19 protein-coding genes and 3 pseudogenes are annotated in these 24,693 nt (G+C 62.5%); 13 read left to right on the top strand and 9 right to left on the bottom strand.

From position 1 onward, the window contains the following. Positions 1-50 precede the first annotated feature (50 nt). From G6N50_RS10405 to G6N50_RS10375, 7 genes are all read left to right on the top strand, one after another. Positions 51-3,512: an indolepyruvate ferredoxin oxidoreductase family protein gene (locus G6N50_RS10405; RefSeq protein WP_083099738.1), complete on the top strand. Its 3,462-nt coding sequence runs from the start codon at positions 51-53 to the stop codon at positions 3,510-3,512. Further along, entirely contained in the window at positions 3,509-4,981 is a 1,473-nt protein-coding gene (locus G6N50_RS10400) for an aldehyde dehydrogenase family protein (protein WP_232068932.1), read from the top strand. Before G6N50_RS10405 ends, G6N50_RS10400 begins: the two co-directional genes overlap by 4 nt. Positions 4,982-5,049: 68 nt before the next feature. After that, the gene (locus tag G6N50_RS10395; RefSeq protein WP_083099737.1) at positions 5,050-5,811 is read left to right on the top strand and encodes an SDR family NAD(P)-dependent oxidoreductase; all 762 of its coding nucleotides are present in this window, start codon (positions 5,050-5,052) and stop codon (positions 5,809-5,811) included. A gap of 155 nt (positions 5,812-5,966) precedes the next feature. Further along, complete coding sequence (locus G6N50_RS10390; protein WP_083099735.1) at positions 5,967-6,773, top strand: enoyl-CoA hydratase; 807 nt, start codon at positions 5,967-5,969, stop codon at positions 6,771-6,773. A 103-nt stretch (positions 6,774-6,876) separates the two neighbouring features. Then, complete coding sequence (locus G6N50_RS10385) at positions 6,877-7,425, top strand: hypothetical protein (RefSeq protein ID WP_232068931.1); 549 nt, start codon at positions 6,877-6,879, stop codon at positions 7,423-7,425. A 151-nt stretch (positions 7,426-7,576) separates the two neighbouring features. Further along, positions 7,577-8,005 carry a TauD/TfdA dioxygenase family protein gene (locus tag G6N50_RS30080; RefSeq protein ID WP_083099745.1) on the top strand — a complete coding sequence of 143 codons (429 nt, stop codon included), beginning with the start codon at positions 7,577-7,579 and terminating at the stop codon, positions 8,003-8,005. Beyond that, on the top strand, positions 7,992-9,170 hold the full coding sequence (locus G6N50_RS10375; protein WP_083099734.1) for an amidohydrolase family protein: 1,179 nt from the start codon (positions 7,992-7,994) through the stop codon (positions 9,168-9,170). The genes G6N50_RS30080 and G6N50_RS10375 overlap by 14 nt, the downstream gene beginning before the upstream one ends. A gap of 186 nt (positions 9,171-9,356) precedes the next feature. Here the strand turns inward: G6N50_RS10375 and G6N50_RS10370 are convergent, their stop codons facing one another. The 3 genes from G6N50_RS10370 to G6N50_RS10360 form a co-directional block, all read right to left on the bottom strand. Continuing rightward, complete coding sequence (locus G6N50_RS10370) at positions 9,357-10,634, bottom strand: cytochrome P450 (protein WP_083099732.1); 1,278 nt, start codon at positions 10,632-10,634, stop codon at positions 9,357-9,359. A gap of 372 nt (positions 10,635-11,006) precedes the next feature. Next, positions 11,007-11,477, bottom strand: coding sequence for a hypothetical protein (locus G6N50_RS10365; RefSeq protein ID WP_083099731.1), 471 nt, complete (start codon positions 11,475-11,477; stop codon positions 11,007-11,009). Between the two features lie 120 nt (positions 11,478-11,597). Continuing rightward, entirely contained in the window at positions 11,598-12,953 is a 1,356-nt protein-coding gene (locus tag G6N50_RS10360) for an aromatic ring-hydroxylating oxygenase subunit alpha (protein WP_083099729.1), read from the bottom strand. A 294-nt stretch (positions 12,954-13,247) separates the two neighbouring features. Between G6N50_RS10360 and G6N50_RS10355 the strand changes: the two are divergent. The 3 genes and pseudogenes from G6N50_RS10355 (at position 13,248) to G6N50_RS10345 (ending at position 16,892) form a co-directional block, all read left to right on the top strand. Next, positions 13,248-13,765 (top strand): annotated as a pseudogene (locus tag G6N50_RS10355) (TetR family transcriptional regulator). A 429-nt stretch (positions 13,766-14,194) separates the two neighbouring features. After that, positions 14,195-15,094: a cytochrome P450 gene (locus tag G6N50_RS10350; RefSeq protein WP_197748062.1), complete on the top strand. Its 900-nt coding sequence runs from the start codon at positions 14,195-14,197 to the stop codon at positions 15,092-15,094. Between the two features lie 127 nt (positions 15,095-15,221). After that, entirely contained in the window at positions 15,222-16,892 is a 1,671-nt protein-coding gene (locus G6N50_RS10345) for an FAD-dependent monooxygenase (RefSeq protein ID WP_083099726.1), read from the top strand. Between the two features lie 94 nt (positions 16,893-16,986). On the opposite strand, the gene G6N50_RS29320 is transcribed toward G6N50_RS10345, so the two are convergent. Both G6N50_RS29320 and G6N50_RS30075 read right to left on the bottom strand, forming a co-directional pair. Next, positions 16,987-17,505 carry a hypothetical protein gene (locus tag G6N50_RS29320; RefSeq protein WP_232068930.1) on the bottom strand — a complete coding sequence of 173 codons (519 nt, stop codon included), beginning with the start codon at positions 17,503-17,505 and terminating at the stop codon, positions 16,987-16,989. 6 nt (positions 17,506-17,511) lie between these two features. Beyond that, a pseudogene (locus G6N50_RS30075) lies at positions 17,512-17,793 on the bottom strand (Rieske 2Fe-2S domain-containing protein); the annotation flags it as partial. Between the two features lie 152 nt (positions 17,794-17,945). Here G6N50_RS30075 and G6N50_RS10335 point away from each other — a divergent pair. Then, positions 17,946-18,487: pseudogene (locus tag G6N50_RS10335) on the top strand (cytochrome P450); the annotation flags it as partial. Between the two features lie 80 nt (positions 18,488-18,567). Here G6N50_RS10335 and G6N50_RS10330 read toward each other — a convergent pair. Next, entirely contained in the window at positions 18,568-18,960 is a 393-nt protein-coding gene (locus G6N50_RS10330; protein ID WP_083099723.1) for a DUF732 domain-containing protein, read from the bottom strand. A gap of 682 nt (positions 18,961-19,642) precedes the next feature. Between G6N50_RS10330 and G6N50_RS10325 the strand changes: the two genes are divergently transcribed. Next, positions 19,643-20,242 carry a TetR/AcrR family transcriptional regulator gene (locus tag G6N50_RS10325; RefSeq protein ID WP_083099722.1) on the top strand — a complete coding sequence of 200 codons (600 nt, stop codon included), beginning with the start codon at positions 19,643-19,645 and terminating at the stop codon, positions 20,240-20,242. 25 nt (positions 20,243-20,267) lie between these two features. On the opposite strand, the gene G6N50_RS10320 is transcribed toward G6N50_RS10325, so the two are convergent. Together G6N50_RS10320 and G6N50_RS10315 are read right to left on the bottom strand one after the other, a co-directional pair. Beyond that, the gene (locus tag G6N50_RS10320; RefSeq protein WP_083099720.1) at positions 20,268-21,500 is read right to left on the bottom strand and encodes an aromatic ring-hydroxylating oxygenase subunit alpha; all 1,233 of its coding nucleotides are present in this window, start codon (positions 21,498-21,500) and stop codon (positions 20,268-20,270) included. Between the two features lie 151 nt (positions 21,501-21,651). Then, positions 21,652-22,254, bottom strand: coding sequence for an aromatic-ring-hydroxylating dioxygenase subunit beta (locus tag G6N50_RS10315; protein ID WP_142275797.1), 603 nt, complete (start codon positions 22,252-22,254; stop codon positions 21,652-21,654). 126 nt (positions 22,255-22,380) lie between these two features. Here G6N50_RS10315 and G6N50_RS10310 point away from each other — a divergent pair, with 126 nt between their 5' ends. Further along, positions 22,381-22,968 carry a TetR/AcrR family transcriptional regulator gene (locus G6N50_RS10310; RefSeq protein ID WP_372510018.1) on the top strand — a complete coding sequence of 196 codons (588 nt, stop codon included), beginning with the start codon at positions 22,381-22,383 and terminating at the stop codon, positions 22,966-22,968. Between the two features lie 486 nt (positions 22,969-23,454). Here the strand turns inward: G6N50_RS10310 and G6N50_RS10305 are convergent, their stop codons facing one another. Further along, positions 23,455-24,693 carry an HNH endonuclease signature motif containing protein gene (locus tag G6N50_RS10305; protein ID WP_163650836.1) on the bottom strand — a complete coding sequence of 413 codons (1,239 nt, stop codon included), beginning with the start codon at positions 24,691-24,693 and terminating at the stop codon, positions 23,455-23,457.

Below are 24,693 nucleotides of genomic sequence, written 5' to 3'. Positions count from 1 at the left end.
ATTCGTTAAGAAGCTGCTCATGCAGGGAGCTTCTGTCAAGGAGTCGCTAAGTGGCCGTCAAGACCTCATATCAACTCGAAGACCGGTATCGGCAGGCCTCTGGCCGGGTCTACGTCACCGGCACACAGGCACTGGTCCGCCTTCCGATGGTCCAGCGGCAGCGTGATGCCGCGGCTGGCCTGCGGACCGCGGGCTTCATCTCCGGCTACCCGGGGTCCCCGCTGGGTGGGTACGACCAGGCGCTCCATCAGGGCCGAGAGTTTCTTGCCCAACACGACATCCACTTCCAGCCCGGCCTCAACGAGGACTTGGCCGCGACCTCCGTCTGGGGGACGCAGCGAGCCTCGATCATGCAGCACATGCGGTACGACGGCGTGTTCGGGATCTGGTATGGAAAGGGACCGGGGGTCGACCGGTCCATCGACGCGATCAAGCACGGCGCGTATGCCGGCGCGGCCGCCCATGGTGGGGTTCTGGTCCTCGCCGGCGACGATCACGGTTCGCGGTCCTCGACTCTGGCTCACGCCAGTGACCAGGCGTTCATACATTGCGCGATGCCGATCCTGCATCCCGCGACCGTGCAGGAGTACCTGGACTACGGGATCTACGGTTGGGCGATGTCCAGGTTCTCGGGCTGCTGGATCGGCTTCAAATGCGTTACCGACATCATCGAGAGCGGCGCATCGGTCTCGGTCGACGCCGACCGCGTCTCAATCGTGCTTCCCGAGGTAAAGATGCCCCCGTCGGGTCTCAACATCTGGCGCGGCAGCGGGGGGCAAATCGCCGAACAGCTTCTGTATGAGCACCGGTTGCCAGCGGCCCAGGCTTTCGCAAGGGTTAACGGCCTCGATAAGACGGTCATCGGCGGGGCCCGGCGCACGCTCGGCATTGTCACCACCGGCAAGGCGTTTCTTGACGTTCGGGCCGCACTCGACGCCCTCGGAATCGACGACGACCGGGCGGCAGAACTCGGGCTCGCGGTGTTCAAAGTCGCGATGCCGTGGCCACTGGAACCGACGCGCATCCTGGAGTTCGCCGAGAGCTGCGACGAGGTCCTCGTTGTCGAGGAGAAGCGCCCGATCATCGAAGAACAGCTGGGCAGACTGCTCGTCAACCGCGCTGACCGTCCTGTACTGGTCGGCAAGGTCGATGAGCAGGGCGCAGCCCTCGTGCCCAATCGGGGCGAGCTCGTTCCCGACGCCGTTGCGAAAGTGGTCGCCGGGCGACTCTGCAAGCTCGTCGACGCCCCCGACGTCATGCAGCGGGCCAACCCGCGTCCAACGATTTCCGTGCAGGCCGTCAAGCCGGGAACCGACCTGGTGCGCAAGGCGGCGTTCTGCTCGGGCTGCCCGCACAACACGTCGACGCGGCTGCCCGAAGGGAGCATCGCGTTCGGCGGCATCGGTTGTCACGGGATGGCGATGTCGATGCCCGACCGGCCGACGGTCGCAGTCTCACAGATGGGCGGGGAAGGTGCCGGGTGGATCGGCATGGCGCCGTTTGTCGACACCCCTCACATCTTCCAGAACCTCGGCGACGGCACATACTTCCATTCCGGTTTGCTCGCCGTCCGAGCTTCGGTCGCCGCGGGCGTGAATATCACCTACAAGATTCTCGCCAACGGTGCGATCGCGATGACGGGCGGCCAGGCGATCCAGGGCGAGGTCACCGCACCGCAGATCGCTCACCAGGTCGCCGCAGAGGGCGCAGCCAAAGTCGTTGTCGTATCCGACGAACCGAAGCGCTGGCGTGGGCGCAACCTGCCGAAGGGTGTCACCGTTCACCACCGTAGCGAGCTCGACCGGCTTCAGCGTGAGCTGCGCGAAATCCCCGGCACCACAGTGATCGTTTACGAACAGGAGTGTGCAGCGGAGAAGCGCCGCAAGCGCAAGCGCGGGAAGTACCCCGATCCAGACCTGCGCGTCGTGATCAACGAACGGGTATGCGAGGGCTGCGGAGACTGCAGCGTGCAGTCGAACTGCATCTCGGTGGAACCGGTCGAAACCGAATTCGGCCGCAAGCGCCGCATCAACCAGTCGTCGTGCAACAAGGACTACTCGTGCTTGCTCGGATACTGCCCGAGTTTCGTCACCGTTAAAGGTGCGAAGTTGCGGGCGTCGCAGACGGCGCTACCGCCGCTGCCGGCAGATGTTGCCGCCACGCTGCCGACCCCGACGGTCGCGGACTCAGACACGCCCTACAGCGTGCTCTTGGCGGGTATCGGCGGTACCGGGATCGTGACGATGGGCGCTCTCATAGGCATGGCCGCCCACCTCGAGGACAAAGGGGTGACGGTCCTCGATGTCGCCGGACTTGCGCAGAAGAACGGGCCGGTGACCAGCCATGTCCGCGTCTACAACCGTGCCGACGAGGTACACGCCACGCGCATCGAGACGGCCGGAGCCGACATCCTGATCGGCGCCGATATCGTCGTCGCATCGGGCCCCGAGTGCCTCGGCAAGATCGCCCCCGGCCACACGGCGCTGGTCATTAACGACCACGTCGCTCCCACCGCCGACTTCGCCCGCAACCCCGACCTGGACCTCTCGTCGACGGCGATGCGCGGAGCGCTTGAACGTGCCACCGGCGGTGGTGGCGCGTTCGTTCCGGCAACCGAATTCGCCGAAGCGCTGATGGGCGACGCCATTTACACCAACATCCTGTTGCTCGGATTCGCCTGCCAGCAGGGCCGGCTGCCGGTGAGCGTGGAGGCGCTCGTTCGCGCCATCGAACTCAACGGCGTGGCTGTCGACGCCAATATGCGTGCCTTCACCTGGGGGCGCCTCGCTGCGCGCGATCTCGCTGCCGTGCAAACGATTGCCAATGCCGCACTCCCGGACGCCATTCACCAGCCGGCGCGGGAGGAGACTGTCGACGAGATCGTGGTCCATCGGATGGGCGAGCTGACGCAGTACCAGAACGCGGCCTATGCGGCGCGATACCAAGCCGTAGTCGACCGGGTGCGTGCGGTCGAGGCCGAGCGGGTGGCCGGTAGTGACAACCTGGCCAAGGCGGTCGCCCGCTACCTGTACAAGCTGATGGCATACAAGGACGAGTACGAGGTCGCGCGGCTGTTGGGCGATCCCGGGTTCTGGCGTGGCATCGACGAGCAGTTCGAGGGTGATCTGCGGGTCGAGTTCCACCTCGCACCGCAGATCTTCAATCGGCGTGACCCGGACACCGGCCGGGCGAACAAGTGGACCTTCGGCCAGTGGATGCGTCCCGGGTTCGCGCTTCTCGCGAAGGGCAAGCGGCTGCGCGGCACTGGCCTCGACGTGTTCGGCCGTACGGCGCACCGGCGCGAGGAGCGCGCCCTTATCGGTCGGTACGAGGCCACGATCGAGGAGCTCCTCGGGGCCCTCGATCACGACAACCACGAGCTGGCCGTCGAGATCGCGAGCATCCCCGAGCACATCCGGGGCTATGACCTCGTCAAGGATGCGCACCTCCGCGACGCGCGCGAGCGCGAGTCCGAGCTGCTCACCAAGTTCAGAGAAGGGGCCAGCGCATGACGATGACGATGGTGCAGGCGGAGGAATTGCTCCACCCGGGCCGCATGCTCGTCGGCGACGAGTTTCTCGCCGAGGGCAGCGGTGGTGAGTACATTCACCACAACCCCAGCACCGGGCGACCGCACCCACCCATACCTCTCGCGGGCGCGGCCGAGGTCGACCGTGCCGTGGCCGCTGCCAGGTCCGCCTATCCCGTGTGGCAGGCCATGCCTCGTGACGCGCGCCGCGACGCGATGCTGCGCCTGGCCGGTTTGATCCGCGACCACATCGACGAATTCGCCACGCTGGTCACTCTCGAGAATGGGTCCCCGCGTCGCAACTCGTCTTCCGGGCCGCAAATGGCGGTTGACAACTTCACCTACTTCGCCGGCTGGGTAGACAAGGTCGGCGGCGACGTCATTCCCACTTGGCCAGCTCCTGCACTGGACTACACGCTCATGGAGCCCTACGGCGTGGTGGGTGTGATCATCCCGTGGAACGCAGTGATGCACAACATCGGGCAGGTCATCGGCGCCGCGCTCGCTGCCGGGAACTGCGTGGTGCTGAAGGCGCCCGAACTCGCACCGTTTGCGGCCATTCGCTTTGGTGAGCTCGCCCGCGAATCGGGACTACCGCCGGGAGTCGTGAACGTCCTACCCGGTGGAGCGGAGTGCGGCAAGGCGATGGTCGCGCATGCCGGCGTCGACAAGATCCACTTCATCGGCAGCGGCAACACCGCGCGCCAGATCATGGCTTCGGCAGCGCAGACGATGAAGCCGGTCACCTTCGAGCTGGGGGGGAAATCGGCGAATGTCGTGTTCGCCGACGCCGACCTGCAAAGTGCGGCCGTCTACGCGACGTTCCTGTCCATGGCAAACGCTGGCCAGGGCTGCCTCCTCCCAACCCGGCTTCTCGTTGAAGACGGCGTGTACGAAGAGGTCATCGAAACGGTCGTGGGGTTCACCAGGTCGATCCAGATCGGCGATCCGTTCGACCAGGCGACCATGTTGGGCCCTGTCATCAATGGGGCGGCGTGCGAGCGGATTCTCGGCGTGATCGAGCAGGCACGATCGGACGGATCGGGGCGCCTGCTCACCGGTGGCGGGCGCGCCGGTGGCGACCTCGCGGCTGGCTACTTCGTGGAGCCGACGGTGTTCGGCGACGTCGACAACGCCAGCGACCTCGCCCAGAAGGAGATTTTTGGTCCCGTGCTCTCGGTGATCCGGTTCCGTGACGAGGCCGAGGCGATCGCTCTCGCAAACGCCACGCAATACGGCCTGGCAGCATACGTCCACACCAATGACCTTCGACGCGCTCACCGCGTCGCCGCCGCTTTGGAGGCCGGTTCCGTTTACGTCAACGCGTTCACCGGTGTGCCCGCCGGTGCACCTTTCGGCGGCGTCAAGCAGAGCGGGTTCGGGCGCATGGGTGGTCGTTACGGACTAGAGGACTTCCTGCATCCGAAAAACGTATACATCCCGCTTGGCTGATCGCATACCGGCTAGCCCGGTGAACCGCTGTCCACGCTTTGATCAAAACTTCGAAGGAGATTGCAACGATGGGACGACTCGACGAGCGGGTAGGTATCGTCACCGGCGCGGCGCAAAGCATCGGCCGTGAGTATGCACTCGGCGCCGCGGCCGAGGGAGCGAGGGTTGTGGTCGCCGACATCGTCGACCCGGCACCGGTGGTGGCTGAGATCGAGGCCAGCGGTGGCGAGGCGCTCGGGGTGACCGTCGATGTGAGCAGTCAAGAGTCGACCGAAAAGATGGCCGCAGCGGCCCTCGAACGATTCGGCCGGGTCGATTTCCTGGTTAACAATGCCGCACTCTATGGCGCGCTGAGGGTCCAGAGTTGGCTGGATATTGACGTGGGGGAGTGGGACCGCGTCATGGCGGTCAACGTCCGGGGCATGTTCTTGTGCTGTAAGGCAGTAGTGCCCGCGATGATTCAGCAAGGTGCGGGCAAAATCATCAATATCTCATCGGGGACCGCGCTCGCCGGGATGCCGGGTTTGTTGCACTATGTCACGTCGAAGGCGGCAGTGATCGGCTTCACCCGCGCCTTGGCTCGCGAAGTCGGCGTTCACGGGATCACGGTCAACACGCTCACACCCGGTGTGACCATGAGCGAAGGGACTACCCACCTCTTCGAAAACTCGGGCTTGCCGGTGTCGGACCGGATGGTGCAGCTGAAGTGTATTCAACGGGAGCAGACAGCACAGGATCTGCTCGGGGCGGTGGTATTTCTCGCCTCGCCAGACTCCGACTTCATCACCGCGCAAGTCGTCAACGTCGACGGCGGCTGGAATGCGGTCTGAAGTGCTGATTCGGCACCTGCACCCCGCCCGACGATGCAAGCAGCATTTAGCTTAACAAACTTAGGTTGTGTTGGTAGGCTTGGACTAACCGACGCAGCAACCCTCCGTGTGGTTTGCGAGTTCGCTTTCCCACATCGAGGCCTGAGGGAGATCCGATGAACTTCGAGCACGTGCAATTCGAAGTCGACGACCAAGTCGGCATGATCACCCTGAACCGGCCGGAGGCCGCCAACGCCCAGACTCAGAAGATTCTGACGCAGCTGGACGAGGCGTGGAGTGCGGCCGAGGAGAACCGTGAGGTGAAAGTCATCGTCCTGCGGTCGAACGGGAAGCACTTCTCCGCGGGCCACGACATGTCAGGCAAAGGTGGTAGCACCCTTGATCGCGACATACCGCTTCCGGATGCGCTCTACGACTGGGAGACCCGCCACTACCTGCACTACGCCAAACGGTGGCGCGATGTGCCCAAGCCGTCGATTGCCGCAGTACAGGGCAAGTGCATCGCGGGCGGGCTCATGCTGTGCTGGCCTTGCGACCTGATCGTGGCCGCGGACAACGCCGAGTTCTCCGATCCTGTGCTGGCAATGGGCCTCTCCGGGGTCGAGTTCCATGCCCACACATGGGAGTTCGGCCCCCGAAAGGCCAAGGAACTGCTCTTCACAGGAGCTTCGATCACCGCGCCGCAGGCTGAGCGGATCGGGATGGTCAACAAGGTGGTGCCGCTCGATCAGCTGGTTCCGCAAACGCTCGAGCTGGCACACCGCATAGCGCAGGCCGACGGGTACGCGCTGCGCATGGCCAAACGTGCGGTCAACCGCACCCTCGACATCCAGGGCTTCACTGAAGCGATCGATGCTTGCTTCGACGTGCACCACCTTGGCCACTCGAGGGCGATGCATCTCACCGGGGGCGTGCCGGCGCTAGCCGGATTGTCGTCTATGAAGGATCGGAACAAGCAGTAATGAGCGTGCACGGACGCTCAGTCGGCGGACAATGGCCGGGCTAACGTCCGTGAGGGCCAGCAAGCGGCCTTCGCGATATCGACTTGACATCCTTGCCCCGAGTGTGGCCGAGGTAGTCGAGCATGCCGGTGGCTGGGTATTTGACCGAGTGAGGGCAGGTTGGCACGTCGTGGTTATCGTCGGGGAACTCGTCGACGACCGGCCGCTGAGAGTTTTGGGAGCAGGCAGCTTAGATTTTGAAACCGCGCTGAGCTCAATTCGATTGCGTGGGCATCCTCAGTCGTTAGCGTTCCCGGCCGAGCTATTCGAGTGCGACTCACGGGTACGGGACTGGGTGCTACACGTGTTAGATCACGGACTCAGCCAAGTCGCGCTGTGGGGCGGACACTGCCCGCCGGAACTCAGCGACTACGGCGGCTTCGCGCATTACCGGCTAACGACGGCCGCGCAGGCGTTCAAAGCCCAGGCCCTGGCCGCAGCCGGCTTTGCCGATGCGGCGGTCGGCCATACAGAGAATTTCCACACCTGCGCTACCAGACGCCGGCTGGTCGCACCAGATCTTGTTCCTGCGTGCGCCGAGGAAATTTCCGCTGAACTCGAATTGAAGGATTGCCGCATCATCGAACTAACAACGGCCGGCGCCGCCGGGTAGGTCGCGAGAGTTCCCGATGATCTGCGCCGCTTCGATTGGCACCGACCAGTCCGGCTGGGGCCGCACCCCATCGAGTAGCGGGCGGTGGTGATCGGAACCTTTGGCCAACCCGATTTCGGCCGACCGGCAAGAAGAGGAGAAAGGACGCGCGATGAGTCTGCTCACTCTCAACAAACAGCACCCGCCGGTGTTGACCCATCGCAGTGGGCGAAAGTCGTTGGTGCTCGGCGTTTCCACAGACTACGTCGTCGGCGTAGACCGAGACGACGGGCGAGCCCTGCGCGCCGGGTTCCTGGACCATGCAGCACTTCCCGAACAAATTTTCAGCCACCGTTGGTCGGGAGGTGACCCAGTGATCTGGGACAACCGCGGTGTGCGTCATCGCGCGGGCCGCGATAAACCTCCGGGGCCGTCCGAATCCGACTACGGCTCAGATGGAACCAGCACCGGTTTGGGCTACCTCAGTTGGGGAGCGACGCCGAGGCTGACCTCACTTCGCCAGTTGATGCGGTTCGGGGCATCGCCCACTCAAGAAAAGTGTCATGCGGTTACGAGAAAGGATTCTAATGAGCGCCAATAAGTTGCCGTTCCCGTTGTTCGATGCGGACAACCACCTCTATGAGACCGAGGAGTCGCTGACCAAGTACCTGCCCAAGCAATACAAGGACGCTATCCAATACGTCCAGGTCAATGGTCGAACCAAGATCGCGGTCCGCGGCCACATCAGCGACTACATCCCGAATCCGACTTTCGAGGTGGTTGCTCGTCCGGGCGCGATGGAGGAGTACTTTCGCGTTGGCAATCCCGAGGGGAAGAGCCGCCGGGAGATTTTCGGCAAGCCGATGCGCGCCATCTCCGCGTTCCGCGAGCCAGGCCCGCGCTTAGCGCTGATGGACGAGTTGGGCGTCGATCGTTCGCTGATGTTCCCGACGCTGGCCAGCCTTGTCGAAGAACGCATGCGCGATGATCCGTTGCTCATCCACGCCGTCGTGCACGCGCTGAACGAGTGGCTCGACGAGGTATGGGGTTTCAATTACAAAGCCCGCATCTTCACTGTGCCGGTGATCAGCCTGCCAATTGTCGATAAGGCGATCGAGGAGCTGGACTGGGTAGTAAAGCGTGGCGCGCGGGCGATCCTGATCCGGCCCGCACCGGTTCCTGGCTATCGCGGCCCACGGTCGTTCGCTCTGCCGGAGTTCGACCCGTTCTGGCGGCGCTGTACTGAGCATGACGTACTGGTTGCGATGCATTCGTCGGACAGCGGGTACGCCCGCTACACCGCGGAGTGGGATGGTACGGGCGGGGAAACGCTGCCGTTCCAGACGAATACGTTGCGCATGGTCACTGCGTGGCGGCCAATTGAGGATGCAGTAGCGTCCTGGGTTTGCCATGGCGGATTGTTCCGCAACCCGCAGTTGAAGCTCGCGGTTATCGAGAGCGGATCCGACTGGTTGGCCCCGCTGCTAGGACGGCTAGCCGATACGTACAAAAAGGCCCCGGAGAGTTTTCCCGGCGATCCCGTGCAAGAGATCAAAAACCGCATTCACGTCAGCCCGTTCTACGAGGACGGCATCGCCGACCTCATCGAGCTGGTCGGTGTCGAGCGGGTGCTGTTCGGTTCGGACTACCCACACCCTGAAGGTTTGGCCCAGCCAAGACATTTCGCTGATGCCCTCGGACATCTGCCCCAAGAGGATCAGGCGAAGATCATGGGCGGCAACCTCGCGCGACTCGTATCGGTTTGATACGCCGGCTACGGGCATGAGTGCCGGGTGTGGGTCTATCGCCGCCGAAAACCGATTTCGCCAAAAGCCTCGGATCAACGGCTAAGGGGACCGGCTGCCGGCGTCGACCGCGTCGTTACTAAGGGCAGGCGCCGCCTTGTGCGGCGCGGCCACTCTGTACTGCGGCCCGCGACTTGATATCGCTAGTCACGGAGCCGCAGTGAAGGTGAGGTGGAGTTCGGATAATCCGCGCAGTATGTAGGTGGGTTCGAACGTGTACCGCCGCTCTCCGGCCGGCCCGTGTTTGGCCTCGCTGATGCCGATGTCTGACATTCGGTCCAGGATGCGCTCGATTGAGACGCGGCCCTCCACCCGGGCCAGCGGTGCGCCGGGGCAAGAGTGCACCCCGCGGGCAAACGCCATGTGCTCGCGGACGTTGGCGCGGTCGAGCCGGAACTCGTGTGGGTTCTCGAACCGGCGCGGATCACGGTTGACCGCACCCGGCAACACCATCACGATGGTGCCGGCAGGGATGTCAACTCCGGCCACTCTGGTGGATTTGCGGGCCAGCCTCGAGTCACTTTTGACGGGGCTTTGCATCCGCAACGATTCCTCGATGAACCCGGGAATCAGGCTGCGATCCTGCCGCAGCTTCTGCTGAATATCCGGCCTGTCGCCGAGCACTTGTAGCGCGGTAGAGAGCAGCTTGGTGGTGGTTTCCTGCCCGGCGGCGAACAGGAAGGTTGCCGAGCGGACGATTTCGATTACCTCGGGCGTGGAGCCGTCCGGATACTTCGCGGTGGCCAACGAGGTCAGCACGTCGTCGCGGGGTGTTCTACGCCTGTCTTCGATGTAGGCGCAGAACTTTTCGTCGAGCCATTCCAATGGATTGATGCCGAGCGCCTGGTGATCGAGCGCCCCCACCGCTTTGCCTGGATGATCGCCGTCGAGCACGACGCGGAAATCCTTATGGTCTTCCTCGGGGACACCTAGCAGGTCGGCGATCACCAAGGTGGCGAACGGTTTTGAATACTCGGCGATGAATTCGCACTCGCCGTTGTCGAGGAATTCCTCGAGTTGGCGGTCGGCGAGGCGCCACATGAAGTCTTCATTTTCTTTCAGCCTGCTGGGTGTCAGCAGCCGGCTCAGCAACGACCGCGCCCGGGTGTGCTCCGGCGGGTCCATCGTGACCATGTGCTCGAACATGGGAAACTGGTCGCGATGCGCATCAATCAGGGAACTGAGGTCGTCGCAGTTGACTTCGAAAGGTAGCGGGGGGAACGGCCCGCCGAGCGCGACACAGTTGGAGAAGGTGTCAGGGTCTTTGTAAACCGCGTTGGCTTCTTCCCAGCCGGTGACCGCGACGACGTTGTAGTGCGGCAGCCGCAGCACTGGATTCTGGCTGCGCAGGTAGTCGAAGTACGGGTAGGGATCGGGGACCAAAGACGCGTCGGTGAAAAAGTCGATCGAGTCGAAATTGCTCATCTATGAACGCCTTCCAACCGGGGCTGGCCGATGGACTGTCGGCGGCGAGACATGGTGGCCGCCCGGATATCGACAAAGTGATGGGGCTAAGTTAGCTCGACGCTAATGTCCTAGTCAAGTACTTGATATAAGCGACCGGCGTCAGCTCCTCGGCGACGAGATACATCAGGAAGTTGCACGAGGTACAGCGACGCCCGCTGCATCCGTTGCGGTGGGCGTCGCTCGCCCTCAACCTGCCGACACTTTGGTTGTTGGCTCTGCCTGCGAGGATTTGGTCCTTTTCTCAGCCGGCGGGCACCGCACACGTGCTACGTAAAATCCGGTCGTGCAAAAGCCCGCTTATTCGATGAACAAGATCGCCATCGATGACGTTCACTCCGAAGTATTGGCATCCTCAATGCTTTTCAGCATGTCGCCTTGAGGCAGCTCCATCTGTAGGTAGAGGTCGATGTGTCGGATCTTGCCCGCGTCGGTGAACTCGTACACCGACAACGAATTCACGACGTTGGTGAAGTCGCCCAACTTGTTACGTTCCTCGAGCTCGAGGAACACCAAGTCTGATACTTCTGTGATGCGCCGAAATGAGCAGCCCCACTCCGACGAAGCGGCCCAATTCGCAAGGAATTTCATATATTCGTTCCAGTTCATAACGTCCTTGAAGGGGCCAACGCGCTCGAACACGTCGACAGCGACCAGGTCGGCCAGCGGTTTCCAGGTCTCTATTGAGAAGCCGGGACATTTCGCCTCGTCGACCAGACGTTTGATGACCACGCTGTATTCCAGAACGGCACGGCGCCGACCAGAATAGCTGTCGATCACCTCTCCAATGTCCTGCAAGACCATCAGCCGCCCTTCCTTCGTGCCAATTACACTGTCACGAACATCTTTTGACATAACTCTCGAGTACTTCGGCACATGCGCCAGTTACCCCAAAGGCCGCGACACTCGAGCGTGTCGACCGGCCTATGGCAGGGCGCCGTTGGCCAGGTACCTGTCCACGACGGAGTGATAATGGGCAAGGACGACTTCTTCTTGCACCAATGAGATGTGGTCGAGTCGCTTGTTGCGCAGGCCCAGCTGTTGGCGCGGCATCTGGTCATAATCCTGTTGCAGCGCCTCGAAGTACTTGTAGCTGCCTGGTTCCTGGACCTCGGTCAAGCCGACCGTGAACGCGTCACGGTGTTCTGGGGGCAGATACATGTGGCTGCTCACGTGCCAGATGCATCGGTTGGGGTCGCCGTCGGGATGTGGGACAGCCATGATGACGTGGCATTCACCGGCGCGAATCGTCATCATGAAATTCGGGAACAACACCCACGCCTGGTTGTCGCTCATCTGGTCGTCGGTCAGCCCGCTGACGTCTAATCCCATGCCGGTCAAGGTGTCTCGGGTGGCCTGCTGCAGCAGCGTGCGAGCAGTGACGCCACCGGGGAAATCCAGTGACCCGTGGGAGGTGCGATAACTGTTGACGAGTTCCTCAAAACGAGGTAGGACCGCGACTGTCCCGGGGAATGTCTCGGGAAGTTCCATGATCCCCTCGACCTGCTGTTCCGGGGTGGCCCCTGGGACGTCAAAGGGGGCCACTGCGACGCAGTGGTCGGTGAAGAACCGGTATCGCATGGTTGCCGGGTCTATCACGATCACGCGCAGCAGCTGTGGATGGATGCCGTCGATGTGGTAGCCCTCTTCGAAGGCGTCCATGACGACTTTCCAGTTGCAGTCCAAGGGCTCAAGGATATTCATCACCGTGACCATCCGCTCAAGATGGTAGGGCGCTAAGAGGTCGGCTACCTCGGTACCGATGAATTCGTCCAGCGGCGCAGCGTTCGGGTCGGGGTTGATGAAAATGAACCCCGCAAACATGTCGACCGGTACCTGTAAGAGCGAGTTTTCGTCTTTGTTGACCTCGCCGGCAAACTCCTCGTGCAGAAGGCCGCGCAGTTTTCCATCGAGGTCATACGACCACAGGTGATACGGGCACAGGAATCCGCGTTTCGCGTTGCCGGTGCCCTGGCACAACATGTTTCCCCGGTGCCTGCAGGCATTCACGAAGCCGCGGAATTGGCCGTCCTTGCCATGCACGATGACGTAGGACTGGTCGAAGATCTGATAGACCTTCCAGTCGCCGGCAGTCGGCAGCTCGTCGACCCGGCCGGCAACCTGCCACACCCGCATCCAGATCGCTTCCCGCTCGCGTTGCTGGATTTCGCGGGACGTGTAGCGGTCGGTCCCGATACGCATGTTGTAAGTACCGGGTTCGATGTCCGCGAGGCCCGTTCCCGTACTGACCCATTCCCCGGGCCTGATGGTCGATGTCATAAATGGCCTCCTCCACGGGAAGCGATGCGTGCGTCAAAGGCTGTGATCGGCATCACTACTATACGGCGATGTATTAGAGATGCAACGATGTATTGAAATTGCCGGCATCGGAGCGGGGCGGTGTTCGGCGCCGACTCCCATTGCGCCGAACGGGACCGCCCCAAGTGACAACGGTGCGAGAGAAGCGGATGTCGCTGTGTCATAGGGCCCGTTCGACGGACATACGGCTTATTCACTCGTGCTCGGCGCGCGCAGCGAGAATCACCTCAGCAGATCGCCTGAGAGGACTGCGCGATGATGGAACGTTGGGCCAGGGAACGACGCCTGCAGCACACCCGCGACCTGTTGCTTGACGCCGCCGAGACCTAGTCGCGCAAAGCGCCTAGGCAATGCGTCGTTAGGCGACATCGCAGATGCGGCCGGCTACACCCGGGGTGCGATCTATAGCCGATTCGGCAGCAGAGAGGAACTGCTCCTGGCGGTCATCGAACGCTATCGGCGGCGGTCCCTTGAGGGCTATGCCGACCTCATTGGAGTACGAGTTCACGCTGTTCTTGCTGCGCAACCCAGAAGTGCGTAGGCGCGTCGCCGTAAAGCGGCTCGAGACTCGCGAATGGCTGGCCGACTACATCAGTACCAACGCCGCACGGATCGGCGCCACGCTGCGCATGTCGGCGGCGGACCTCGCCCGGGTGATTCTCGCGACGAACGACGGCGTCACTCTCAACAGCTTCGTCGACGGCGAAGATCTCTACCGTCCGTTCCTGCAGTTAGTGACGTCAAGTATTAGTTCCTCGTCCGACTCGGCTTAGTCTCGTCACCGCGGAAGCAGATCGTCGCTGACGTTAACATCCTTAAGGAAACTTAGTATTGTTAAGCCAGCTCGAAAGAAGGGGTTTTGACCGATGACGCAGGGAACACTGCAGACCGGCGGAGGTGGTGCGAGCCCCGCGCCTGTGGAATTCAATCCGTACGACCCCGAGCTCCAGCACAATCCGTATCCGTGCTTCAAACGGATGCGCGATGAGGCGCCTGTCTACTACAACCGGGAGCTCAATTTTTATGCTCTGACCCGGTATGACGATGTACTTGCAGCCTTTCTTGACCCGACGACGTTCATTTCCGGCAACGGGGTCACGATCGAAGGCGCAGACAGGGGCCTTCCATTCCTGATCTCTACAGACCCCCCGGATCACACCTGGTTGCGGAAGCTCTTTTCCCGTTTATTCACCCCCCGCCGGGTGGCCGAATTGAAGCCATTCATGCGGCGGATCGCCTCGCAGTACCTGGACGCGGCGGTAGGCCGGCAGCGGTTCGACATCATGGAGAGATTCGCCTGGCGGTTTCCGCTCGACGTCATCAGCGAGCTCATCGGCCTTCCCGCAGAGTTACGCGAGCCTTACCGACATCTCGCCCATCGCGCTGGTGCGCGGCAATGGGATCCGGTGAACGGCAGCGGGCCGACAGAGGATGCGATTGCTGCGATAATCGAGTCGCTGGCTCTCCTGCAGGATCTGGTGGTCGAAAGACGCAAGCAGCCCCGTGAAGACATCATCTCGATGTTGATCACCGCGGAGGTCGCCGACGAATCCGGCAACACCCGACGGCTCAACGACGACCTGATCACCATGCAGTTCCAGCTGTTGGCGAACGCCGGTCACGAGACGGTCACGGGCCTGATCGGCAACGGTGCCATCGCGCTGTGGTGGCATCCTGAGCAGCGAGCCGCACTGGTGCGGGATCCGAGCCTCATCCCGGCGGCGGTCGACGAAATGCTGCGCTGGGACAACCCCGCTCCGCCGAATGGGCGGTGGACCACCAAGGACGTGGAGCTCCACGGCGTGACCATTCCCAAGGACTCCCGCGTAATGCTCTACCACGCCTCGGCCAACCATGACGAGCGGTGTTACGAGAACCCGGAGTTGTTCGACATTCACCGGGTGTTCCACCGACCAGTAGTCTTCGGCTTCGGGATCCACCGCTGCCTGGGTGCCAACCTGGCCCGCCTGGAGGCCCAGGTGGCTTTCGAAGAGTTGCTCGCCCGTTTTCCGACATACGAGATCGATGAAACCGGGGTGGTCCGCCCCCCCGCGCAGCTCATGCGCGGCTTGGATCACCTGCCCCTGATTCTGCAGCCCTGATCGCGATGCCGCACCGCCAGGGCAGCGAGACGGCGATGCGAGAGAAGTGCAGATTCCGTCGCTGCAGGATTGCGCATGGAGGTCACGAGTTTGAGCGTCATGATGCGACGTCGATGAGAGGCATCCGATGTACGACGTGGTAGTGGCTGGGGCCGGACCAGTGGGCATGACCCTTGGTCTCGATCTGGCGTGGCGAGGTGTCACCGCTCTCGTAGTCGATCCTCGTGAGGGCCCGGTGGGGTATCCCCGCTGCAACAACGTCGCGGCCCGGACGATGGAGCACTACCGACGACTTGGCATCGCTGACCAGATCCGTCGCGCCGGGCTGCCGCCCGGCCATCCCACCGACGTCGTCTACCGGGTGCGTTACGGGGGTCCGGAATACTGCCGCTTCTCCTACCCCCCGTCCCGGGAGGTGCTTGACGGCTCTTGGAAAAGCGACTTCTGGCCCACGGCCGAACCCAACCACAAGGTCAACCAGCTGCACTTCGAGCCCATCCTGGAAGAGCGTCTAGGTGAACTGGCCGGCATCGACCTGCTGCGAGGTGTGCGTCTCGAGGGCTACCACCAGTTGGACGACCACGTCGAGGTCGACCTGCTGGAGAAGGCCACAGGTCGTCGCACGCGCGAGCAGGCCCGTTACATAGTCGGCTGCGACGGGGGGTCGAGCACCGTGCGGCGAGCGATGGGGGTGTCGCTCGTGGGAGACACAGCGCTGAATCACCACCAGTACTCGATGTATGTCCGCTCCCGGGAGCTCGCGGCATCCAGCCCCGACCGCGTCTGGATGGCTTTGGTGCGGAACCACGAAGGCACCTATACCGTAATTGCAGTCGACGGCGTCGAAACATTCCTCATCCACGTGGCGCTCCCCGCCGATCAACCGGACAAGCCCGTCGATCAGTCCGAGGTTCTCAGCCGGATCGTCGGCGGACCGGTTGAGTTCGAGATCCTGGCCGACACCCGCTGGGCCGGTCAGGCCATCGTCGCCGAACGCTACCGAGATCGCCGCGCCTTTTTGGCCGGAGACGCCGCCCACCTGTGGACCCCCTACGCCGGGTTTGGAATGAACACCGGGATCGGCGATGCCATCGACCTCTCCTGGAAGGTGTGGGCCGTGCTCAACGGTTGGGCTCCAGACTCATTACTCGACAGCTACGAAATTGAGCGCCGGCCCATCGGCGAACGCGTCGCGCGCGCCATTATTTCGGGGTTCAAGCAGAGCAGGGAGCTACTCCGGGTCGGGCCCATCTGCGCGGACGACACCCCGGAAGGCCGGGAGGAACGTCGGCGCATCGGTGAGCTCATCACGGCGCAGGACAGAAGCCAATTCGACTGCACAGGCCTCAACTTCGGGATCGACTATGCAGACTCACCCATCGTTTGGCCGGACGGAAGCAAACCTCCGCCTTTCGAGATCGGCTCCTACACCCCATCGACCACACCGGGATGCCGGCTCCCGCACCTCTGGCTGCGCGACGGCCGGGCCCTCTACGACGTCCTCGGACCCGGTTTTACCTTGCTCGTCCTCGGCGCCGGCGCTGGCGCCGGGATTGGCGGGATCATCGACGCTGCAGCTCGACGAGGCCTTCCTCTCGAGGTGGTGACCGTCGACGAACCGGGCGCTGCTGACCTTCTTTCCGCCCCGCTACTTCTCGTTCGCCCGGACCAGCACGTCAGTTGGCGAGGCGATCACCTCCCCGATGCGGGCACCCTGCTCGACCGCGTCACCGGAGTAGAGGCGTGTCCGGGGGAGTGGAAGACGGTGGCCTCGTCGATATCTAGCACAGTCGGATAGCGACCCTGGGCCGCACGGGAGCTGCACCCTGGCTGCGGGCGTTGTCGACGGGGCTAATGCAAGCATCGGGGCGTTGAGTGAATAAGCGATCCGGCTACAAGGCGGCTACCAGGCGCCGCCTCCAGTCGGCGACGATGGTGTCCTCCTCGGAGGTCTCGACGATTGGCAGTGCCACCCCGCCTGTTTCGGTTTTCGATTTCAGTTGGGCCAAGTCAGCCATCGCAGTGCCGGTGGCCTTCGCGTCGTCCCCGTCTGCGCTGCTGGTCCATATCACCGAGGCGACCAGCGTTGAGCGGTTATCAATGGGGGCTAAGGACAACAGGCGATGATGCTGTGCTCCATCCGCTGACGTCAACGTGCTCCGGACGCAAAACGGCACATCCGCGGTGACATCGGTGAACGGTAAATCGGGGTCGGCCAGAAGGTTCTCGACGATCTGTATCGGGTTGGACCGCCACTCCGACACACCAGCGTGAATCCGACGGTAGCGTCTGTCGCCATCCCACGCCACATCGGTGATTGGGGCCGCGGGCTCGCTGAGAGATACCCAGATCAACCCGTATCGCTCGGTGCAGGGGTAGGGCCTTAGATGCGCCTTGTCCGTGATCGGCATATTCGACGGTTTAGCCACACACCGACCTACGTCGCCGAACGTCCAACCGTGCTTGGGACACACTAGACGGCCGTCTATGACCTCGCCATGGCTCAGTATTCCCCTGCTGTGCGTGCATTGGTCGGGAGCGGCAACGACCACGCCGCTGGGGCTGCGCCATAGCACAAGGTCGCGCCCCAACAGGCGTACCGCCGCAGGGCCGTCCTCGATGTCTGACGAGCGCCCTACCGCGAACTGTTGACGAGCCAAAGACCCATTTGCATTGAAGATGACGAAAGTCCCTGTCATCTGCGCTAACCCCCTTTGGAGACCGACTGACCACTCGGCGTCGCCCTGCCCTCAAAGCGCCTGGCCAATGCCTTGCCCACCCTAGCTTAAATCACTTAAGCTAGGAAAGCGCCAGCTGGTCATCCGAGGTGCTGCGAAAGATTGGCAAGCATATGACGGATCTGGCGGCGGTCGACTATTTCTTTGACCAACTGGTCGCTCAGGACCCCTACGAGTACTTTGAGTATCTGCGAGCCAGCACACGGTCTTTCGCGAACCCCACCACGGCGTCGTCGCCGTGACCGGCTACCCGGAAGTGATAGCCGCGCTGAAAGATACGGACGCTTTCTCGGCGTGCAACGCCATCGGAGGGCCGTTCCGTCCGCTGCCGTTCGAACCTTCTGGCCACGACATCAGCTCCCAATCGAGGCGCACCGACACGAGTTTTCCGATTTTCGAGCACCTGGTCACCATGGATCCGCCGGCGCATGATCGCGCACGGTCTGTGCTGAGCCGGATGTTGACGCCCAAGCGGTTGAAGGAGAACGAGGAGTTCATGTGGCAGCTGGTGGATCGCCAGCTCGACGAGTTTATCGCAAACGGCGAGTGCGAATTCTTGGCGGAGTACGCCAAGCCGTTCGCTACGCTGGTGATCGCCGATTTGCTCGGTGTGCCCGAAGAGGACCGTGATGAGTTTCGAGCGATTCTGGCAGCGGAGGCGTTTGTTAAAGAAGTGGCGACACAACTTCCCGCGGGTGTCAGGCGGGAAGCGCCTGATTGATTGCGAAGTCGGCTTCAGTAATAGGTATCAGGCGCAGTTACTCCGCCCGGCGGGCGGTAGCCAGCCGCCGAGTTCCGCAGTTGCCAGATCAGGTCAGGGCACAGCAGATTAACCGCATACGAGACCAAATAATTGGCGGCGAACCAGTCGCTGGGTGTCACGTCACTTTTTACGTCATCCATCATCTGGCCGTAGCCTTCGCCTTGACCGACCTTGTCGCAGATTCCGTGACCGTAGCTCAGCGCGTCGGTAGAGGCTGGAAAGCCATAATGGCGACGCACCGTGACGTCATAGAAATACTCCACCTCGGGTGCCGGCGCTGCATGCGCACGCGGTGCTGAGATCTGGGTGGTTCCGCCGACGGCGGCGGCGATGGCTAAGGCGGCCAGCGACTTGCGATGCTTCATGGCTGAAGTCCTACGTGGCGGTAAGCGCGGGTAAGCGGATCGCGGATCGCCCTGCAGCTAGGTCCATGCGACTGCCTCATACCGCACTCGACATCTGCGGGTGCTTGTAGCGGGGCATGGCGACGACTTTAGTCAACTTGTAAGCGGTGGCCGAGGCTAGGCATGGAGTCAGATTCCCAAGCCTGTCGATCACGGGCCAACACGAAAATTCTACTAGAGAGGTTTTCTTTTCCGGGTTCCTCACGCTAAATATATTGCGCTACAAGGGTATTTAGAGTCGATGGGGTAAGTCGGAGCCGCCACCGGCGGGGCAGCTCGCTATCACGTTTGCTAGCGGTGCCGATGCGGCAATCGGCACTCTACTCGCCGACGGCAGCGCATGCGGTCGTGAGCATCTGACAAATATGGCCGACGGTTTGATCGACATTCTGGTCGTAGATGCCCCGGGTGAGCAGTGTTTTGACCAAGGCGCCGTCGTACTAGGCGAATTCTTGCAGAACCGGATTGGCGCTGCGCGCAGGCAACCCATCGGCGGCCTGCGGCGTTAGCGGCGCCGGAGATCGACGTCCGGCTTTGATCGCAGATTCCCCCGTCTACGGGAGGGTCGACCGGATATTCCCCGGGCGGCTTTCGATACCCTCATCGTTGGTGCAGATTGCGAGGACTGGCCCAAAGGAGATCGGTGAGCCTGCAGCAGCAGTTGCGGCAGCAGTTAAAGCGTGAGATGAGTCGTGCGATCGCTCGAGCGGCGCAGGATCTGGTGCGCGACCGGGGTCTTGGCTCAGTCACCGTGGAAGACATCGCCCGAGCCGCCGGAGTATCGGAACGCACGTTTTTCAATTACTTCTCTTGCAAAGAGGAGGCGGTTGTCGGTGTCCCCGAAGAGTTGTTGGCTGAGCTCGACGCCGCGTTGCGTGCCCGACCCAAGCGGGAGAAGCCACGCAACGCGTTACGGGCGGTGTTCACTGAGTGGATAGATCAAGAGGCCATCCTTAGCCGCTGGGCTCTTCGATACGAACTTGTGAATAGGTATCCGGCGCTGTTGCCTCAGTATCTGGCGGCGCTGGTGGAGATCGAAGCATCCCTGGCGAAATCAATCTCTGAACGCATGGGTGTCGACACCGAGACGGATCCGTCACCGCGCGTGCTGGTCGCAGCGGTGTTGGCCGCCCTGCGCGCGGGCATCTCCTGGTGGGAGGAATCCGGACGGACAGTCCCTTTGAACCGTGTGATTGACCACGCCTTCGACCAAATCGCGTCGGCAGCACCACGGCCGTGGTGAGGCTATCTGAGAATTATTTGAAGGCTTACAGGTCTCCTCCGGTCATGAGGTGCAGCCAACGAATGTAGAAGTTCCAGATTTGGTCGTCTCCGGGGAAGCCGAGCCAGACATCACCGGGTCCGGGCCACTCTCCGTCGTCGGAGAGGTAGCCCCGTTTGTCGGGCGCTCCATTGGAGTAGCCGTAGTTCATGAATTCATGGGATCCGAGGGTGCCCCGCGCTGCCCGCTGTCCGCGCGCGAAGATGACCAAGTCGTCTTGGCCGAACATGCCCGTCGGGCCGAAGGTCATGTTGAGTCCCCGGTCACGCGCCCGCTTCTGCTCCTCGCTGGCGTCGGGATGGCTGAGCGTCCAGGTCCAGATTTCGATCTGACCGGGTGCGACCGGTTGCCACGTGCGCACGAAGAAGAACAGGCCTGGTGCCATCGACCAGGTCGTGTTGGGAAAGATCGTGGCGATGTTGGTGGCCGTCCCATTGCGCAGCAGGGTCAGCTGTTCCGCGGACAAGTGCCGCTCAATTTCAGGCAGCACCGCTGCGGGGAGCCAGTGTAGGGCGGCTTCCAGGGACGGACGTTCGGGCGCCATCGGCGCCAAGAACCCGTGCCCCCAGCGCGGGTCAGCACCGATGATCCCCTCCAAACTCTGCGCAAGCACCGGAAGCAAGCCGATGTCAACGAGCGATTTGTGAGTGGCCTGCAAGTGGTAACCGTCGCCGAGCGAGTTTTCGGTACCGATCTTCCAGTCGAACGGCAAGGCCCAGCGCTGCGGAGGACCAATCGCCACGAGGTTCTTGTCAACTGCACAGAAGATCGAGTCGAAATAGAACGCGAAGTCACCCAGGTAGGTCTCGAAATCGGGCATGTCTTGCTGCCACGTGCCGAAAATGAGGCCACCGCGAGTGGCCACCCGCGCCGTGCGCAGTCCATACTCGGACTTCTTGCCCGCGATCCAGTAGCGCTGTGACGGGATCGCCAGCAAACGGCCGTCCAAGCCGTATGTCCAGCCGTGATAGGGACACTGGAGTCGGGTGGCAGACCCGCAGTCGGTCACGCACAGCTGCACGCCGCGGTGCGCACACCGGTTCAGCAGAATGCTGATCGCACCGTCTTTGCCCTTGGTGACGATCACCGAGTCGCCGCCCATCGGCCGCACAACGTAGTCGCCAGGTTCGGGGATCTCGGATTCGAACCCGACAAACAACCAGGAGCGACCGAAGATCCGCGCCATCTCCAGTTCATAGATCTCGGGATCGGAGAACACCCTCGCTGAGAGTCGTCGACGATCCAGGTCGAAGAGGTCCTGGAGGCGAGTGCCATCCGACAACAAACACCCGTCTCGATCCGTGCCTACCTGTGTTTCGCTCAACGACTGTCCCCTTCCAACACCTGTCTGTCGCGGCTTGCGTTGACGGTCAAAGGAACACCGACAGGCACGGCGATTCGGGCACGGTTTGGTCGATGAGAATCTCTCGCCGCACCAGCTTCAGCCCCCCATCGAAGCGTCGCATCACATCGTTTCGCCGGGCCGCGAGAAACTCGTATGAGTGGGAATCCCAGCGGCTACCCAATAACAGCAGCGAGCTGCGAGCAAACACCTCATCTCCGAGCTGTTCGATCCGCACGTTCGTCACGAATCGCCGCGAGCGGGTCGCCGGCATCTCGGCATGCGCGTTCGGGCTCTCGGTAAGACGCCGAACACGAAGCGTCAACGTCGCCAGGTCGTCGTCGAAGAACGTCACATCTTGCGCGAAGTCGTCACCGTCGCCACGCTGGCGCGTCACCCGCACGGGCATGCGATACGACAGTTCGTCCGCGAGCATCGCAAGCCACTCGATTAGCCGGTTCTCGTCTAACAGCTCCGCCTCGGCGTACAGAAACTCAAGAGTGTCGTTGTAGACCGGATCACCGGGATTCAGCCGCGTCGAATGTAGTTGCCCATCAACACTTGTCATGTCCGCACTGCTCGAACGAGCTCGGCCCATGTCGTCTTCCTCCCGCGCTACGATCGCGATCAATATGCATAATATGTAAACAGATGCAGAATCTGCAAGACGTTTGTTGCGCAGGCAAGGGATACGGACGGAAGCGACTCGCTCCCCGTAGTCGGCTGAGGTGTTTGGGAACGCGATTGGCTACTATATATTGTTGTGTCCAAGCACACCTCGGTTGTACGGCGGCGTCGGCGTGGTGAAGTGCTCGAACACGCGCTGTACGAAGCAACATTGGCCGAGCTCGCCGCCGTCGGCTTTGGCGCCCTGACCATTGAGGGGATCGCTTCGCGGGCGAATACCGGGAAAGCTGCGCTGTATCGCCGGTGGCCCACCAAGCGTGCACTGGTGCTCGCAGCGCTACGCCAGGCACAGCCGCAGCTACCGCAGCTGCGCGCCAACTACCTAGCTCGGGCCAACCTGCTGAAGGTGCTATCCGCTTACTGCGACGTTTTGGCGGGCGAAACCAGGTTTCCCGGCCTGTTTGTCGCGATCCAAACAATGCACGAACCGGAGTTGCGTGCCATGTTCATCGACGCGGTGGTTGGCCCCCTCTTGACGGTGATTGAGTCTATCCTGCGTGACGTTCAGGCGCGCGGCGAAATAGATGCAACCACCGACGTCGCGCTGGCTGCGCGCATCGGGCCCGCTTTGATTCTGCAGCACGCACTACTCACCGGCGCACCTCCGAAGGGGGTTGAACTCACCCGGATCGTCCATGTGTTGACAGGAGGGAGGTAATGGTGAGGTACGTCGGTCGGGTTATTGCGCTGCGATCGGCAAATGGCTATCGCCCGCGGCAACCGGTTGACGATGCCACGTAGCCGCGCTTCGGCTGATCGGCGAAGGGATCGCAAGGGGATTCGACGCCGTGGCTGCGCGGCAGGTAAAGAAATGACACGAATATGAGACGAAACAGAGGTGACACAACGTGAGACAACTTGCATCGCAGCAGTTCAGAGGTACGCGATATGACACGTGATTTGAGAACCGACAGTAAATTCTCACCCGACGTGGCGGATTTCTCATTGTAGTGCGCCACGGGGATCTGGAGGGAGAAGATCAAGATCGTCGGGTAGCGGGCCGGCAGGGTTGCGGGTTTGGATTGACAGCCTTGGTTATCGATTGTCGAGATCTGATGGCAGCTGGTTGTGCGAACGAGTCTGTTTGTGCCCGAACCTGTTTGGGCTTCGGTTCGATCCCCGTGATCCGACTGGTGTAACCAGCCTAGTTGGGTGGTGGTGGTTGGGGCTGGAAGGGTTGATACCACCACCAGTCGGCGCGCTCGCCGGTGGGCCCGGGGCAGGGTGGGACGGCGGGTGGGGAAAAGTTTGGCGGGCGCGCAAGCGATCCTGCGCGCAGTGGTCGTCCGGTGCCGTCGGTGACGACGAGATCATCGGCGGGCCCGGCGATGGTGATGGAGCCGCGGTGGTGTGCCCGGTGGTGATAGGGGCAGACCAGCACCAGGTTGGCCAATTCGGTGGCACCGCCGTCTTCCCAGTGCCGGAGGTGGTGGGCGTGCAGACCGCGGGTGGCGCCGCAGCCGGGCACCGCGCAGGTGGGGTGGCGGTGCTCGAGCGCGCGGCGCAGCCGCCGGTTAATCAGCCGCGTCGCGCGGCCGGCGCCGATGACTTCGCCGTGACGTTCGAACCAGACTTCGCAGGTGGCGTCACAGGTCAGGTATTGGCGTTGGGCGTCGGACAGCAGCGGACCCAGATGCAGCGAAGCGGCGCGCTGCTCGACGTCGACGTGCACCACCACCGTGGTGTGATGGCCGTGTGGCCGGCGGGCGGCCTCGGTGTCCCATCCGGCCTCGACCAGGCGCATAAACGCCTCACCAGTGCTCGGCAACGGCGGTGCTTGATCGCTGGCGCCGTCGCCGTGATCGTGCTTCCACTCGGCAATCAGTGCATCCCGATGAGACGCCAAGGCGGCGTCGAACTTCGCCGCATCCAGGTGTGGAAGTGTGATCCGCCAACAGGTGAACTCCCCGCTGGTGGATTTGGCGATCGAACGCTCAGGTTGCGGCTGGGGCTCGGTTTTGGGTAGCGGTTCCAGCTTGACCGCGGTGCGCAGCTGGTTGACCGTGGCGATCGACGCCAGCTGGGCGTAGTGCTCATCGGAACCGTCGCCGGCGCGTGCGGCGATCACACCAACCTGGTCCAGTGACAGCCGACCTTGCCGCATGCCGGCTGCGCAGCGGGGAAACGCCTCGAGCCGGCGCGCGACGGTGGTGATCGTGTGGGCGTTTGCCGAGGATGACCCCAGCTTCCAGGCCACCAACGCCGGGACCGACCGGGCGCCCGTGGCGCCGCAGAGCTCGTCGCGATCGATCTCGGCGACGATCTCCACGATGCGCCCATCAATAGCGTTGCGTTGACCGGCCAACTCCGCCAACTCCTCGAACAACACCTCAACACGCTCGGCAGGGCTCACTGCCACCGGAGGCGATGCAGTCGAGGACAT

Source organism: Mycobacterium mantenii (assembly GCF_010731775.1).
Lineage (GTDB): Bacteria > Actinomycetota > Actinomycetes > Mycobacteriales > Mycobacteriaceae > Mycobacterium > Mycobacterium mantenii.
The sequence above is the reverse complement of the archived record's forward strand: the minus strand, read 5'-3'. Positions and strand labels throughout refer to the sequence as shown.